Source organism: Aliikangiella coralliicola, assembly GCF_007004725.1.
GTDB classification, from domain to species: Bacteria; Pseudomonadota; Gammaproteobacteria; order Enterobacterales; family Kangiellaceae; genus Aliikangiella; species Aliikangiella coralliicola.
In genome coordinates, this window is record NZ_ML660170.1 from 256,403 (window position 1) to 270,281 (window position 13,879).

A 13,879-nucleotide genomic window follows, 5' to 3' on the forward strand; every position below is an offset into this window, starting at 1 on the left:
TGAAACCTTAATATTCAGCAGCTTGCTTATTTGACTGTCGACCGATAACAAAATCCGTTAACCAGTTTTCAGATAGCATGATTTATCGTTTTATTTGTAGAGAATACTTTAGCACAAAAAGGCTCAAGTTATGAAGCCGAAGGCGGATCGTCTTTGTCTTTATCTTCGTTCTTTTGTTCAGATTGTTGCTCTACTGGCGGTGGGTTCTGATCAGCAGACGATTCTTCTGTATTTAGTTCGTCGCCAGAATTCGAACCAACTTCTGATAGTGGTTTTGTTTCTGGCGGCAACTCAGCTTTTACCGCGGTTTCATCTGCAGTTTTAGATTCTTGGGGTAGTAATTCATCAGCCGCTTCTGTAGAAGCGCTATTGCTCTCACCTTCGGTGCTATTTATAGGTTCAGATGAATCGACACTCAACTCTGCCTCATTAATATCCAATGTTGTATTATTATTCTCAGAGTCCGTCGGTAGTTTTTCTTCAGTTTGGGGAGTTATCTCAATAATATCCTCCACAGCCCGGTTAAACGATGCATACTGAGGATGGTTAGCATCAAATAGTTTGAGTTTATTTAACCATTTAAATGCCTCTGATTTGTTTGACGCCGCAATGCTATTAGTCAAACCACTTAGCACAGCTTGTTCTATTCTAACAACACCGTTTTTTGCTTCTTCGTTGCGATCATCCATTTCCAGTGCTAGTCGATATTTCGCGAGCGCATTATTTTCTTCTGGCTCAACCAGCAAATTTTGTTGCTCAAGTGCTTTTGCAGCGTCCAGACTACCTTGCAATCGCATCTGCACCAAAGGATCACTTAATCTGGCTTGCCTTTCAGATTCCGCCTGCTTTTTCTTTTCGGCGATTGCCGCTAGTCTTTGTCTCTCTTTCCTGGCGATATTATAAGCTTTCTCTCCTTGGGTAATCTTCTGTCGCAAACTCACTTTTTTGGCTTCATCGTCAGAAAGACTACTAAATCGAGCTAACAAAGTCCGTGCTCGAGAATAAGTATTTTCGCTAATGGCTGCTTCAACTAAATTAGCGTATGTATCAGTGACTTGTTCAAGCCCTTCTTTCGCATTTTGATTCTGTGGTTCAAGTTTGAGAACTTGTTGAAAGTAATAGATAGCATTGTTGTCTTGAGGAGAGGACAGTCTCTCTTCTTTTAGCGCCAGATTTCCCTGAGATATGAGCTCATCGATTTTTATCTGGCTTTGTTCACGTTCTTTCACCTTCGATTCAAAATCAACTTTCAAGCGAGCAATGTTTTGCTTGGTTGCGTCCAGCAAGGTGTGTTGCGGTTGTTCATACTCAACCAAGGCGATCCACTCCCCCGCCTGCTCAAAGTTATTATTTTCAGCCAGTGTTGTCGCCTCAGATAAACTCACACTAATGATATTTTGATAAATCAATTGCGCATTTTTGTTTTCGGGTTGCAAAGTGTTAACGGTTGCAAGCAATTTGAGCGCTTGCTTAATATCATCTAATTTCTGTGGTAAAAATTGAACCAGCGTGTCAGCTTCTTGCAACAGTTCCTCAACATTTGCCGTTCTTTTCACGCCGTTACTTTCAGAGCCGCTAACGGACTGGCCGCCATTTTTGTTCGCAGATAAATTTTCTGAACCACTATCTGTTTGAGTGGCAGAATTTGGTCCGCCACTATCGGTTGAAACAGTTTTATCAGATTTTTGCTCGGCAGTTGAAGTCGACTTTTCGGACGCGGCATTTCCTGAAATATTTTCATCGAACCAAGCCATAGTTGCCGGTAACCATCTGTCTTTGGTGAAAAAGCCGCCAATTCCCAGTAGTGTGAGTAAAATAATACTGACAAATAAAGGAACTTTATTTTTGGGTTCCTTCTCTTGCACGTGAAAGCGACGTTCCGAATGCAAATCATCAAAATCGTCGTGCTCATCAAGTTTATTGGTCGCAACGGTTTTCTGGATACTCTGTTTTTTAGCCCGGGATTTTTTTATTGGTGGCGCTTCAGCTTTGGGCACCTCGGTTCGCTTTCCTGTGTCTTTGAAGTCGCTGATAACTTTAACGAGTTCGACCCCGGTCTGAACACGTTTAGCAGGCTCTTTAGCGAGCAATAGCTCTAGCAACCACTGAAAATGCTTTAACCTGGCGGGCAGTTCAGGTATGGGCTTTGTCACATGTTTAATACAAACGGCGACCGAATCTTCGCCGCTGAAAGGAACACCTTTAGTTAACATTTCAAACAGAATAATACCCAGACTATAAAGATCGGAACGGCCATCAACCGTTTTACCACGGCATTGTTCTGGACTCATATATTCGGGCGTACCAATTAGTTTGCCAGTTTGAGTCATTTGAGTAGAAGAATTAGATGCTTTAGCGATACCGAAATCGGTGAGCAACGGCTCATTATCCCGGTCAAACAAGATATTTTCAGACTTTACATCTCGATGGATATACCCTTTTTCGTGGGCAAAGTGCAGCGCATTCGCAATCTTACTGATAATCGCCAGGCACTCGCGCGCCTTCATGCCGTCGGAAATCCGCTTTTTCAGGTCACCGCCGGGCAGATATTCCATCGCAAGATAATAGAAATTCCCACTTTCGCCGACATCATAGACTGTCACAATGCTCTTGTGAGAAAGCTTGGCGACAATTTTAGCCTCGCGAACAAATCGCTCGCCGAAAGTTGGATCAGCAGCCAATGCAGGCGACATCACCTTAAGCGCCACTTCTCTGTCAAACCCTTGTTGTATCGCTAAATAGACCGTTGCCTGGCCACCTACACCCAAAGTTCTAACAATTTTATATCCTGGAATTTCAATCGCGCTCACAAAGTTATCCCGATTAGTTGCTTTATTAATATTATTATTTTCATGCCATTAAAAACAAAATCCGCTATTAACGAACGAAGCTATTGGTTAAAACGAAACCGCCTTTTGAATTCTTTTAATGAATTTCTTTTATGAACCCCGTCTTTTTGAATCATTATTATTTGGAGAATGCCTTTTTTAGAGATGTCCTTGAAATCTTAACAAATACAATAATTTGTGTGAATTAACATATTACCGATTAAGGCCGGTTGGTCAACAGGCACTAGTTATTTTAGTCTAAAAAGTGTGAATTCGCCCTGCGATAATCAAACTGTGTAATAGTTGTCTGCCAAGCCGCTTTCTCACTAACTCAACAATCTCATATTGTGATTTTTGTTTGAACCTATCGCTTGAAAATGCTCTTATAAAAGGTGCTCTAGGGCTAATGCCTGCAGTCTATTAAGGCAAAAGCTTTAATCGACAATTCTTATTATGGAATTGCCGAATTTTTGAGCTAAACTGATACCCAGGTCTGGACGACTTAGCAAAGGAGGTTTCGACCATGCGTACACGAGCAGGAGAAGCTGCGAGACCCTGGTTTAGAACTGATCGATTCTATCACACCAACGAAGGCTGGTGGTTTCTAACTAGAGAAAAGACAGAAAAAGGCCCTTACGTCTCTCAGTTGGAAGCAGAGCACGAGCTGATTATTTACATTCGTAACGCCAACGAAATTTGTAATCAATTCACAGCTCAGCAGTAGATTACGCAGTAAGCTGACTAAAAGTCATACAATTTGTTCATTCACGCCACATTACCGGTGACCCAGGTCGAACCTGGCATTTTAATCAATGTGGTATATACCGGGCTACTCCAAAAATCAGCATTCCGAAAGTTTATTGATAACCCTTGCCGCGGCCACCATGCCAAATGTTGATGTCACTACAACGCTTGCTCCAAGACCGCCACTACAGTCTAGTTTTACACTACCATCGGAAAACTGTTTTTGCTGGCAAACTTCCCCTTCAGGGGTTGGGTAACTCAACTGCTCAGTCGAAAACACGCATTCGATACCAAATCTTCGTTTGGGGTTTTTAGTAAAGTTATATTTTCGTCTTAACTCACTTCTCACCCGTGCCGCAAGCGGGTCTTGCCAGGTTTTACTCAGGTCTGCCACGGTTATTTTTAGCGGATCTTGCTGGCCACCTGCACCACCAACAGTGATAATTTTTATCTTATTGCGCTTACAATAAGCAATCAGCGCGACCTTCGCTGGAACGCTGTCGATTGCATCAACTACAAAATCAGGCTTATCACTCAATAATTCGGCCTGGTTGTCAGCGCTAATAAAATCGCTCACCGCGGTGACATTACAAGCCGGGTTGATGGCTTTGATACGTTCAGCCATTGCTTCTACTTTGAGGCGACCGATATTTTCCTGGTAGGCATGAATTTGTCGGTTGGTATTTGTCACGCAAATATCATCCAGATCAATCAGCTTAATATGGCCAATTGCAGTTCTTGCCAGCCCTTCAGCGACCCAACTACCAACTCCCCCAATACCAACAACCGTGACCCTGGCATTCGCCAGTTTTTCCCGTCCCTGTTTTCCGTATAATCGCTGCGTACCGCCAAACCTGCTGTCTTCAATAGACTGAGTCTGTCGTAAATCTTGAACCTGCTGTATATCTTGATCCTTCTGCAAACCCTCTACCTTTTATGAATTAATGTCGGTTAAAGAAGACTGCGGATTATATCACCGAACAAATCGGCCGATCGAGATAAAGCGAATGTTGCCAAATTGCTACTTGACCACACTCATCTGACCAGTTAGATTAAGGGAAATATTCTCAGGAGCTAATCAATGCCTCAATACACCGCACCACTTGAAGATATCCAATTTATCTTGCACGACTGTCTTAATATTACCAACCATTATGAAAACATCGGGTATCAGGATGCGGCTGACGAATCGTTAGTTAACGCTATCTTGGAAGAAGCCGCAAAATTTGCCGGTGAAGTGCTATCTCCGATTAACTACTCTGGTGATCAACAAGGCTGCAAAATAGAAAATGGCGTGGTTGTAACCCCCGAGGGATACGTTGAAGCCTATCAACAATACTGCGAGGCCGAATGGTCAGCGCTGGCTTTTCCAACCCAATATGGCGGTCAAGGCCTTCCCCACTCTCTATCAGTGGTTACTTCAGAGATGAACGCGGCAGCCAACGCCTCTTGGAGTATGTATCCGGGCTTGACCCATGGCGCGATCAGTGCGCTGTTGCATCACGGAACAGACGAATTAAAACAACAATACCTGCCTAACCTAATTACCGGTGAATGGACCGGCACCATGTGCTTGACAGAATCTCATTGCGGTTCCGATCTTGGACTATTAAAAACGCGAGCAATTCCTCAAGAAGATGACAGTTATGCCATAACCGGTACCAAAATTTTTATTTCAGCCGGCGAACACAACATGTCACAAAACATCATTCACCTGGTGCTCGCTCGACTTCCCGACGCGCCCGAGGGCAGCGCCGGTATTTCTTTATTTCTGGTGCCAAAAATACTGGATACAAATGCCTCGTCTACCCTAACTGACAACCAGGTTACCTGTAGTGCCATCGAGCACAAAATGGGGATCAACGGTTCGGCAACCTGTGTCATTAACTTTGAGAACTCTAAAGGCTTTTTGCTTGGACAACCTAACAAAGGACTCGCCTGTATGTTCACTATGATGAACGTCGCGAGATTAGCAACCAGTGTCCAAGGTTATGCCATTGCAGAACTGTCTCGTCAGGCATCTTTAGAATACGCGAAAGATCGCCTTCAAATGCGGTCGTTATCCGGGATTAAAGCGCCGGAAAAACCTGCAGACCCTATTATTGTTCACCCTGATGTCAAACGAATGCTTTTTACGCAAAAATCATTAGTTGAAGGGTCTCGAGGGTTAGCCTACTACGTCGCTTCGCTGGTAGATAAAGTAGAAACTCATCATGATTCTGATGGCAAGTTTGAGCAACGTCTCAGCCTGCTCACACCAATCTGTAAAGCATTTATGTCGGAAATTGGATTTGAATCGACGAATCATGCGGTTCAAGTGCTTGGTGGTCATGGTTATATTTCAGAATGGGAACTTGAACAACAGGTACGTGATTCACGTATCGCAATGATCTATGAAGGAACCAACGGGATCCAGGCGCTGGATTTATTGGGTCGAAAAGTCCTTAGAGACAAAGGTGCTGCGCTGGCAGACTGGGTCAGTGAAGTAAAAACTCAAGCATTAAAATCTTCTGAAACTAACTCTGAGCTAGCCAGGCAATTGGCACACTACTGTGACGAATGGTTGGGCCTCGCACAACAAATCGGTCAGAAAGCCTCAGAAGATATGGATGAAGTCGGCGCAGCAGCATTCGATTTTTTAATGTACTCAGGATATCTTTCAGTTGCGCACATTCTGTTGCAACAAGCAGAAATTGTTAAAACTACGAATAGAAGCGAGGCTTTCAAACAGGCGAAACAACAGACGATGACCTTTTATTTCGCTCGAATTTTACCGCGTGTTAAAACGCACAAGGCATTAATCCTAAGCGGAAATGATACGCTACAGTGTTGTGAGTTCGAGATTTAGCCAAAATAGCTATATTATATTCCCTCCCTCTAGCTCCTTCCCAAAAGGGAGGGAGAACACAATCCTTATTTTGGTCAAGCACTAAACAGGTTCAATCCCGCCTTGCTTGAAAACAGGCCCTAAAGGTCTAATATCTCTTTGATCAGAGGGATCGTTACTTTCCTCTGTAAAACCATGCTTGAATGGTCTATCTGATCAAGAATATCGATTAAATCAGATACTGAACGACTTTGGCGAGATAAAATAAACTTGGCGACATCAGCCGGAACATCCATTCCACGATTGGCCGCACGCTTCTGTAACAAGGTAATTTTTTGCTCATCATTCAAAGGTTCAATCTTGTATATTTCCATCGCCGATAATCGAGACTTTAAGTCGGCGAGTTTGATAGAAGACTTGGCCGGTGGCGACGCACTAAAAACAACCAGATTTTTCTGTTCTAATTTTAAGTTATTGTACAAATCGAACAGCCCTTCTTCCCATGCTTTATCTTTCTCAACTGACGCCAGGTCGTCAATACAAACCAACTCCATAACACTCATACCATCAAGAATTTCAGCACTTAAGTCACGGTTGGCGAGTGGTAAGTAAGCAGCCGACCAAGCTTGTTGGTTAAAGTGATTACACAACGCTTGAGCAAGGTGAGTTTTTCCACTTTCAGCCGATCCCCAGACGAAAATAAACTCTGCACTGGTCGCGGTTAGCTTTGTTAGCTTTTCGACTAGCTGTAAGTTATCTCCTGACAGAAAGTTGTCAAAATTAGCATTATCGTTAAGCTGAACATTGAGAGGTAGTTGAAGCATAATACTGAAACGCTGATCATTCAGAAATTAACCAGCGGACTCTCCTTCTCCTGAATTTTCGCCGGCCTTATCGGCTTCGTCATTTCCGTGTTGTGACTCTTTTTTCAGTTGGAGTTCTTGTTTGAATTTTTTCCCCCATACAACCCCATAATGCACGCCACTGGAGACGGTGGTGAAATAGGTCAACCAGATAAGCACCGTAATAAATGTCGGCGGAATCGGATGATACCCAAGAGAAACCAATAATCCAGAGACCAATAACAACTGTATGAAAGTATTAAACTTAGAGAGGTAGCTCGGCTGCATTTTGTATGGACCAAGCCGATAGTGATAGTAATACGCACCAGCCACAATGAAAATATCTCGAATAGCCACCACAATAAGTAGCGTCCAGCTTAGCACACCATTAATGACCAATATCGTCATGGTAACCACAAGTAACGCTTTATCCGCCAGCGGATCAACGATTGCGCCGAAACGACTTACCCAGCTAAAGTGTTTCGCCAAAAAACCATCGAGAGCATCTGAAAATCCTGCAACAATGAATAGCATCAAGGCATAGGTATAATTCTCATCGAGCAGTAATAATGACAGTGGAACCAACAAAACCACTCTTAGCAGAGTGATAAAGTTAGGCAACATGCTCCAATTCATTCCTGCCACCGATAGTAGAGAATAATACTCTGAGCGGTGTCGCTATTTTCAAGCGTCACCAATTCAGCGTTTTCACCGGTATTGTCGGCATTTTGTTGATTAACTTCCGATGTTGCCACCTGCTCGCCTGTCAATTCATCAGTCGATTGTTGAGGATCAGTTAATAATGTATCGGATTCTTTATCGAGTTGCCAATCAACAACTTGAACCGGGTTACCAAATTCGTCGACAGCAGCCTCGGTTGAAATAGCGAAGGGATCAACTTTATGTGCTTCTTCTTCGATGAGTTTTTTACCCAGCCTTATTCCGTCCTTCAAACTTTCCAGATCGCCGAGCAAGCGCAGGTTTAATTTCACAAACGTACCTGCAATTTTACTTAATTCGACTTTACGAATTGACGAAAGACCTTCCAAATACGTCTGCAGTTTTTTGTAGCTAGCAAAGTTCTTAACATTTGATACCTGAATCTCTATTTGATTTGACTCCGCTAACTCCACTACGCAATATTTTTCACACAATAGTTCTGCCAAGCGATTGGCGAGTGTGCCAAAAAGCTGCTCAGGTGTCGCTTCGTTGAATTCCAGTCGAGTTTCTCGATCATCATTCACGAATACAAGTTGTGCTTGCCATTGCTCTCCCACTTTAAGCAATCTTCCCGCGATGATTGAGTCTGCCGCATAACGATTACTTGCTTCGATAACCGGTGTAATAAATCTGCCCCAAACGTCGCTGATCGTGATACTAAGCTGATCTTCGAGGTCCATTAATGGCAAAATGACAGGTACGCCCCTTCTTTCAGCATGTTTGTTGAACACCTCGGCGAAGGATTTGAGGTTATTTTGCTGCTCAGTCAGGCTGCTATCTGCACTATTTTGCGCAGCGCTATCCTCTTTAATGATTTGGCGTTTTAAATTTTCTTCAATGGCCAGCCAAAGAATTGTTACTGGACGGTTGCTGCCCCAAATAGGCATGCCTGCTTCTTGAATTAACTCATCCACCAGGCGAGGATCGAAGTCCAGCTGCAACTCAAATGAAAACTCAGCGTCTTTTTCGGTTAGCGTGGCGTACTGAAACCTCTGAATAAAGGCGCTGACTTTGCCGTAAGCTTGTTGCACCTCGTAAGCACCTAAGACATTTCGACTGCCACTTTTGCGCACCAGCACTTCTTTAAAGCCCGTCACGAATGCTCCCCAACGGGTTTTAGCAGACTGGTCTGGTACAGCTACCTTAACTTGGTATAAATTAGTGACTTCTACAGCTTCGCTTATCGGCTGATAAATGCCCGATAAAATGGCAATTGCCCATAAAATCACTTTGAATGTCATAACTTTAGACGTCACGACTTTAATGGTCGAAATTCTCATATTTTTCCCAAAACTAGTAAGCTGCCAATGATAATCGAAGTTTCTATGAGAACCAAGGCTTTTAAAATCGCAGTGTAATCAATTTTTTCTGTTTAATAATCAGTTACTTCACGAAACTTTCAAAATTAGGAAATGAACTTGCGTAATGTGGTGTTTAATTTGATGAGGCGAGATCTTTTGAGATGAATAACTTGCCATGTTTATTAACCATTATGGCGGAAACATCGGGCATATTGTTCACCAGCGCCATCCCCTTTTCTACACCAAGAACAAAAATGCTGGTCGAAAGCGCATCTGCGGTGGTGGAATCGTTCGCTAATATGGTCGCACTTTGAATTTCCCAGGCGGACTTACCTGTTTTCGGGTCAATAATGTGGTGATATCGCACCCCATCTTCCTCGAAAAATCGCTCATAATCTCCAGAAGTCGATAAAGAAATCTCTTCTAACGGCAAATTAGCGATTAATTTATTTTCATCCCGTGGATGCTTGATACCAATATACCAGAGGCGATCCGCCTTTTTACCAATTAGCCGACTATCGCCACCAGAGTTCACATAAGCATTTTTCACGCCCGCTTTCTGTAAAATCTGGATACATCGATCCACAGCATGACCTTTACCGATACCGCCCAAGTCGATTTTTACCCGTTTATCGGTAAAAAATACGCTGGATTTGGACTCATCCAGCTGAATTCGTCGATAATCGATATAATCTTTGAGCTCAGTTATCTGTTTTTCGTCTGGCCTCTTAGACTCGCGATAATCATACAAATAGCCAACACTTGAAAAACTGATATCAAATGCGCCGTTGGTTAACCGGGAAAAATAGAGCGAGCGTTGCAATAATTGGAATAATTCCGGGGTTATCACCACGGGCTTAATGGCAGCTTCGCGGTTAACTTTGGAGAGTTCACTCGATTCTTTATAAGGGCTCATCGCTCTGTCAATTCGGTGCATCTCATCGACAACTTGCGCAATCAGCTTTTGTGCTTCCGCTTCATCACTATGCTCAAACTCAACCTTTGCCTGGGTTCCCATGACTTCAAAGGAATGATTAAACCATTGGGCATTCACCCCTTGAGCTAAAACCAGCAAAACCAGCCCGGACGCAAATGCTTTCAGGTATTTTCGAATATTAGACATTTTTCTATTCCGTTGGTGGCTAGAAGCTGACGCCACAAGTTTCAAAATCAATTAAACGCAATTATTCATCAAAAACTTGTGGCAGACAATCCAACATCTGATCAGCCAGCACCAAACCAGGTTAAATCTAGGTGGGTAAGAAGTTAATCAGGTAAGTATCATTCCAGGTAGCAACATCCATCGCACCGAAATTAATTCGCTTAATTCGCGCGATTAATCTTTTTTCAAGGGCTGGATCGTTAAGTTCACTGGAAACAATCGAACACTTAGACACCTTACCGCTGGGCAAAATGGTTAATCTGAAATTAACTCGTCCTTGCAAACTTGGCGCTTTACGCAGCGCTCGGTGATACAAGGCAAATATCGCTGGTTTGTGTTTTTCAAACGCTAACTGGATATTTTCGGAGCTACGTTTCAAAGTACCTGATTTAGTGCGACGTTTAGTGTTCTCTACTGCATCACCAATATCGCTCTTAACATTGGTTGTATTTTGTCCAGCCAGGGCTCCCGTGCCCGAAGATTGACTTGCAGTGGCCACCTTAATACCGCCACTGCCCTGAGTGGCTTTTTTAGTAATTAAAGAACGGGTCACTGTTGCCGCCTGACCGGCATCATTCGAGAGGCTCTGATTCTTTTTCAAATCTTGCATGTCATCAGGGTCACGCAAGTCTGCCAACGCGTCGAAAACCGCTATATGCTTTTTAGCCACTTCTTTGGCGGTCTTTTTTTCTTCTGGCTTAGGCTCTTCCTTTTTCTCCTCCGGCTTTTTCTCTTCCGGTTTTTCTTCAGGCTTCTCTTCTTCTTTAGGCTCTTCTTTCGGTGGCGGTGGCGGTTTGACTTCCTTTTTCTTTTGCTCCAACACCATCTTCACCAAGCGTGGTGGGATACTGGTTCGTTTATTCCGATCAGCTTTTTCCACTTCGAGAAAAGGAATAATAATACTCAAAATTAAACTTGCCACCAGGAAACTGACCAGAATTCGACGGAAACGTGAAGCTTCCTTTTCGTCAGTGTCCCAGGGAAGAATTGGGTCAACAATAGATCTTAACAAGTAACTAGCCATAACCTATCTATCACCTTCCCGCTGATTTTGATTCGCTGCGCTTCATAACCGCCATCGAAATATTGGTGTAATTAGCCTGACTCAAAGTAGAAAGAATTTTTCTCAAGAGTTTGTAAGGGATTTTCTTATCTCCCATCACTGTCACATCAAGCCCTTCTTCTTCTTCATTTGCAGTTTCTGGTTGCCAGCTATTTTGTGACTGAAACTTCATTTCCGCGAGTAATTCTGGAATTATCGCGTCCTCATTTTTGAGTACATTTGCCACCGTCGCAATAACTCTTCCCTGCACAAGTATTTGTTCATTGTTAACTAACACAATTACCGTTTCTTCAGGCAATTGTTGCGCGGTAGACTCTGGTAACTTCACCGCTTTACTACTTGGAAGTTGCTGTACGGTGGAAGAGTTAACCAGCAAAAAGAAAACCAAAATGGTAAAGATGTCCATTAATGAAACCAGGTTCAGGCCACCACTTCCAAAGCGCTTGTGGTGTCTTTCCATTCGCACGGCACGATAGGACTTCTTCATGGATTTTTTACCTCCGTGGTCGCGGCTGCCTCAGGTGGTGCATCCCCCATCGATATATTGGGAAATAATTCACCCTGGATGACATTACCATATTCGTCGAGTTCTCTTTCATCACGAACAATCAAACGAACCGCATCCATTGTCTGTACCAAAGTGTCATATTCAGTATCCATTTCCATCAACAAGGTCACGCCCGTATCAATATTAAATTCGGGGTGTGCTTTAACCTGCTGTAAAAACTCGTTTAATCCTTTAAAATCATATCCTTCTTCGGTATTTTCAATTCGCTTCAGTAGGCCTGAATTACGTTCCAGTACATCAAATTTATCGGCTCGAATCACCACCTCCAATGCCTTTGGCGGCTCTTCATCTGTGGGCAATGCTTCACTGGTTCCGGTGGGTAAATTCAAGTTTAAAATAGACACTTGAGAAAACACTGCTGTGATCAGCAAAAACGGAACCAACACAACCATTAAATTCATAAAGGCTGTAATATTGAGTTCAGCGTTTGCTTCTCTTGATCGTTTCGATTTACGATTAAACATTAAAACACCTGTCTATGTGCATGATTAACACTAAAATATTGATTATGCTTTCGGCTTGCTTGCAGGTGTTTTAGCAGATTCCGACGGTCTTGCATCTCTAATCAGGTTAACAAACTTTACTGACGCCATTTCAATACTATCGACAATTTCAGTCGTTTTAGTTTGCAAGAATGTGAACGCAAGTAATAAAGGAATAGCTGCCATCAATCCAAATGCTGTCGTATTCATAGCGATGGAAATACTGGCGGAAAGAATGTTAGCTTTTTCAGCAGGATCCACATTGGCAACTGCGGTAAACGCTTTAATCAAACCTAAAATGGTTCCTAGTAATCCTAACAAGGTTGCGATGTTAGCAAAGGTCGCCAGATAAGGTGTTCTCTTTTCCAGTCGTGGCAAAATCTCCATCAAACCTTCTTCCATCGCCATTTCCAGGTCATCGTGACGACGGCCTTTGCCTACCTTCGACAAACCATAAGCTAAGATTCGACCAACAGCAGACTTAGAGCTCGATGCGACTTCCATCGCCTGGCGGAAATTTCCCTGATTCAAAATTGGCAATAATTTTTTCCACGCTGATTGATTTTTCGCTTTCATCAAATTCAGGAAGATGAATCTCTCAACTGCGATTGCCAGGCCAAAAATGAAAACAATCATAATTGGATACATAAACGCCCCACCGTCCTGGAAAAAGCTGACAATCGTTGTAAAAAGTCCTGGATCTGATTGCTCCGCTGCGGCGATAAGGTTGGTAGATTCTACTTGAGCCATGGTATTCCTCTAGGGGGTGTTAATTAAATAAATACAATTCAAAACAAAACTTATTCGACTAAAAATAACAGAATTTCAATGTCACACAAGTATAGTCGATAATTTTTGCTATAAAAGCATGAACAGTTCACATTAAAAGGTGCTAGCTATTGATTTTTTCTTAGTTATTATCTTGTGATTGGCCCGATTTAATTTTCGAGTTTTCACCTTCTGAAGTGAGCTGGTAGTAAAACTTAACCTGCTTACTAAAAACCTCAGGATCAACCGGTGCATAAATTTCGTCAACCAACCGGCTAACCTGCGGTTGCAAAGCCTGGGTAGCATTTGCCTTCCAGGGGATAATATAAAGGACATTGGGCAATTCTTTATTACCCGATACATTCATGCCCAAAACCGTTTCTTCTATCACCGATCGAGGCCTATTCTGACTAGCAGGTTGTGAATCTTGCTGCTGAGAATTCTGGCTTTCAGTTTCAGTCTGTTCTTGCTCAGTATCGACGGTACTATTCTCGGCAGCTGGTAAAAAATCGGCATAAATAATGCTGATAACAATTAATAACGGATAAACTAGACGACCAGTAACTACTTTCAT

General features: G+C 42.9%; 13 protein-coding genes. 2 read left to right on the forward strand and 11 right to left on the reverse strand.

All coding sequences use genetic code 11. The features are described 5' to 3' along the window. Positions 1 to 128: 128 nt before the first annotated feature. On the reverse strand, positions 129 to 2,810 hold the full coding sequence (locus FLL46_RS23235) for a serine/threonine protein kinase (RefSeq protein ID WP_168204297.1): 2,682 nt from the start codon (positions 2,808 to 2,810) through the stop codon (positions 129 to 131). A gap of 541 nt (positions 2,811 to 3,351) precedes the next feature. On the opposite strand from FLL46_RS23235, the gene FLL46_RS23240 reads away from it, so the two are divergent. Beyond that, positions 3,352 to 3,552, forward strand: coding sequence for a DUF6316 family protein (locus FLL46_RS23240; protein WP_142934217.1), 201 nt, complete (start codon positions 3,352 to 3,354; stop codon positions 3,550 to 3,552). A 117-nt stretch (positions 3,553 to 3,669) separates the two neighbouring features. On the opposite strand, the gene tcdA is transcribed toward FLL46_RS23240, so the two are convergent. After that, entirely contained in the window at positions 3,670 to 4,494 is an 825-nt protein-coding gene (gene tcdA, locus FLL46_RS23245; protein WP_246119390.1) for a tRNA cyclic N6-threonylcarbamoyladenosine(37) synthase TcdA, read from the reverse strand. A 159-nt stretch (positions 4,495 to 4,653) separates the two neighbouring features. On the opposite strand from tcdA, the gene FLL46_RS23250 reads away from it, so the two are divergent. Next, positions 4,654 to 6,420 carry an acyl-CoA dehydrogenase C-terminal domain-containing protein gene (locus FLL46_RS23250; RefSeq protein WP_142934218.1) on the forward strand — a complete coding sequence of 589 codons (1,767 nt, stop codon included), beginning with the start codon at positions 4,654 to 4,656 and terminating at the stop codon, positions 6,418 to 6,420. Positions 6,421 to 6,539: 119 nt separating this feature from the next. Here the strand turns inward: FLL46_RS23250 and hda are convergent, their stop codons facing one another. The 9 genes from hda to FLL46_RS23300 all read right to left on the reverse strand — a co-directional run bounded on the left by hda (position 6,540) and on the right by FLL46_RS23300 (position 13,879). Further along, positions 6,540 to 7,223, reverse strand: a complete 684-nt coding sequence (hda, locus tag FLL46_RS23255) for a DnaA regulatory inactivator Hda (protein ID WP_142934220.1) — start codon at positions 7,221 to 7,223, stop codon at positions 6,540 to 6,542. 27 nt (positions 7,224 to 7,250) lie between these two features. Continuing rightward, positions 7,251 to 7,877 (reverse strand): CDP-alcohol phosphatidyltransferase family protein, encoded by a 627-nt coding sequence (locus tag FLL46_RS23260; RefSeq protein WP_142934222.1) that lies wholly within the window; start codon positions 7,875 to 7,877, stop codon positions 7,251 to 7,253. After that, positions 7,874 to 9,241 carry a DUF2066 domain-containing protein gene (locus FLL46_RS23265; RefSeq protein ID WP_142934224.1) on the reverse strand — a complete coding sequence of 456 codons (1,368 nt, stop codon included), beginning with the start codon at positions 9,239 to 9,241 and terminating at the stop codon, positions 7,874 to 7,876. The genes FLL46_RS23260 and FLL46_RS23265 overlap by 4 nt, the downstream gene beginning before the upstream one ends. A gap of 154 nt (positions 9,242 to 9,395) precedes the next feature. Then, a complete protein-coding gene (locus FLL46_RS23270) occupies positions 9,396 to 10,385 on the reverse strand; it encodes an FAD:protein FMN transferase (protein WP_142934225.1) in 990 nt (329 codons plus the stop codon). 127 nt (positions 10,386 to 10,512) lie between these two features. Next, entirely contained in the window at positions 10,513 to 11,448 is a 936-nt protein-coding gene (locus FLL46_RS27220) for an AgmX/PglI C-terminal domain-containing protein (protein ID WP_168204298.1), read from the reverse strand. Between the two features lie 10 nt (positions 11,449 to 11,458). After that, a complete protein-coding gene (locus FLL46_RS23285) occupies positions 11,459 to 11,974 on the reverse strand; it encodes an ExbD/TolR family protein (RefSeq protein ID WP_142934229.1) in 516 nt (171 codons plus the stop codon). Continuing rightward, the gene (locus FLL46_RS23290) at positions 11,971 to 12,519 is read right to left on the reverse strand and encodes an ExbD/TolR family protein (protein WP_142934231.1); all 549 of its coding nucleotides are present in this window, start codon (positions 12,517 to 12,519) and stop codon (positions 11,971 to 11,973) included. Before FLL46_RS23290 ends, FLL46_RS23285 begins: the two co-directional genes overlap by 4 nt. A 42-nt stretch (positions 12,520 to 12,561) precedes the next feature. Then, positions 12,562 to 13,287 (reverse strand): MotA/TolQ/ExbB proton channel family protein, encoded by a 726-nt coding sequence (locus tag FLL46_RS23295; RefSeq protein WP_142934233.1) that lies wholly within the window; start codon positions 13,285 to 13,287, stop codon positions 12,562 to 12,564. A gap of 160 nt (positions 13,288 to 13,447) precedes the next feature. Further along, the gene (locus FLL46_RS23300) at positions 13,448 to 13,879 is read right to left on the reverse strand and encodes a hypothetical protein (RefSeq protein WP_142934235.1); all 432 of its coding nucleotides are present in this window, start codon (positions 13,877 to 13,879) and stop codon (positions 13,448 to 13,450) included.

What these genes read in the sequence shown, in the direction of transcription:
- FLL46_RS23240 (WP_142934217.1), top strand. Translation starts at nt 3,352, where the DNA reads ATGCGTACACGAGCAGGAGAAGCTGCGAGACCCTGGTTTAGAACTGAT.
- FLL46_RS23250 (WP_142934218.1), top strand. Translation starts at nt 4,654, where the DNA reads ATGCCTCAATACACCGCACCACTTGAAGATATCCAATTTATCTTGCAC.
- hda (WP_142934220.1), bottom strand. Translation starts at nt 7,223, where the DNA reads ATGCTTCAACTACCTCTCAATGTTCAGCTTAACGATAATGCTAATTTT.
- FLL46_RS23260 (WP_142934222.1), bottom strand. Translation starts at nt 7,877, where the DNA reads ATGAATTGGAGCATGTTGCCTAACTTTATCACTCTGCTAAGAGTGGTT.
- FLL46_RS23265 (WP_142934224.1), bottom strand. Translation starts at nt 9,241, where the DNA reads ATGAGAATTTCGACCATTAAAGTCGTGACGTCTAAAGTTATGACATTC.
- FLL46_RS23270 (WP_142934225.1), bottom strand. Translation starts at nt 10,385, where the DNA reads ATGTCTAATATTCGAAAATACCTGAAAGCATTTGCGTCCGGGCTGGTT.
- FLL46_RS27220 (WP_168204298.1), bottom strand. Translation starts at nt 11,448, where the DNA reads ATGGCTAGTTACTTGTTAAGATCTATTGTTGACCCAATTCTTCCCTGG.
- FLL46_RS23285 (WP_142934229.1), bottom strand. Translation starts at nt 11,974, where the DNA reads ATGAAGAAGTCCTATCGTGCCGTGCGAATGGAAAGACACCACAAGCGC.
- FLL46_RS23290 (WP_142934231.1), bottom strand. Translation starts at nt 12,519, where the DNA reads ATGTTTAATCGTAAATCGAAACGATCAAGAGAAGCAAACGCTGAACTC.
- FLL46_RS23295 (WP_142934233.1), bottom strand. Translation starts at nt 13,287, where the DNA reads ATGGCTCAAGTAGAATCTACCAACCTTATCGCCGCAGCGGAGCAATCA.
- FLL46_RS23300 (WP_142934235.1), bottom strand. Translation starts at nt 13,879, where the DNA reads ATGAAAGTAGTTACTGGTCGTCTAGTTTATCCGTTATTAATTGTTATC.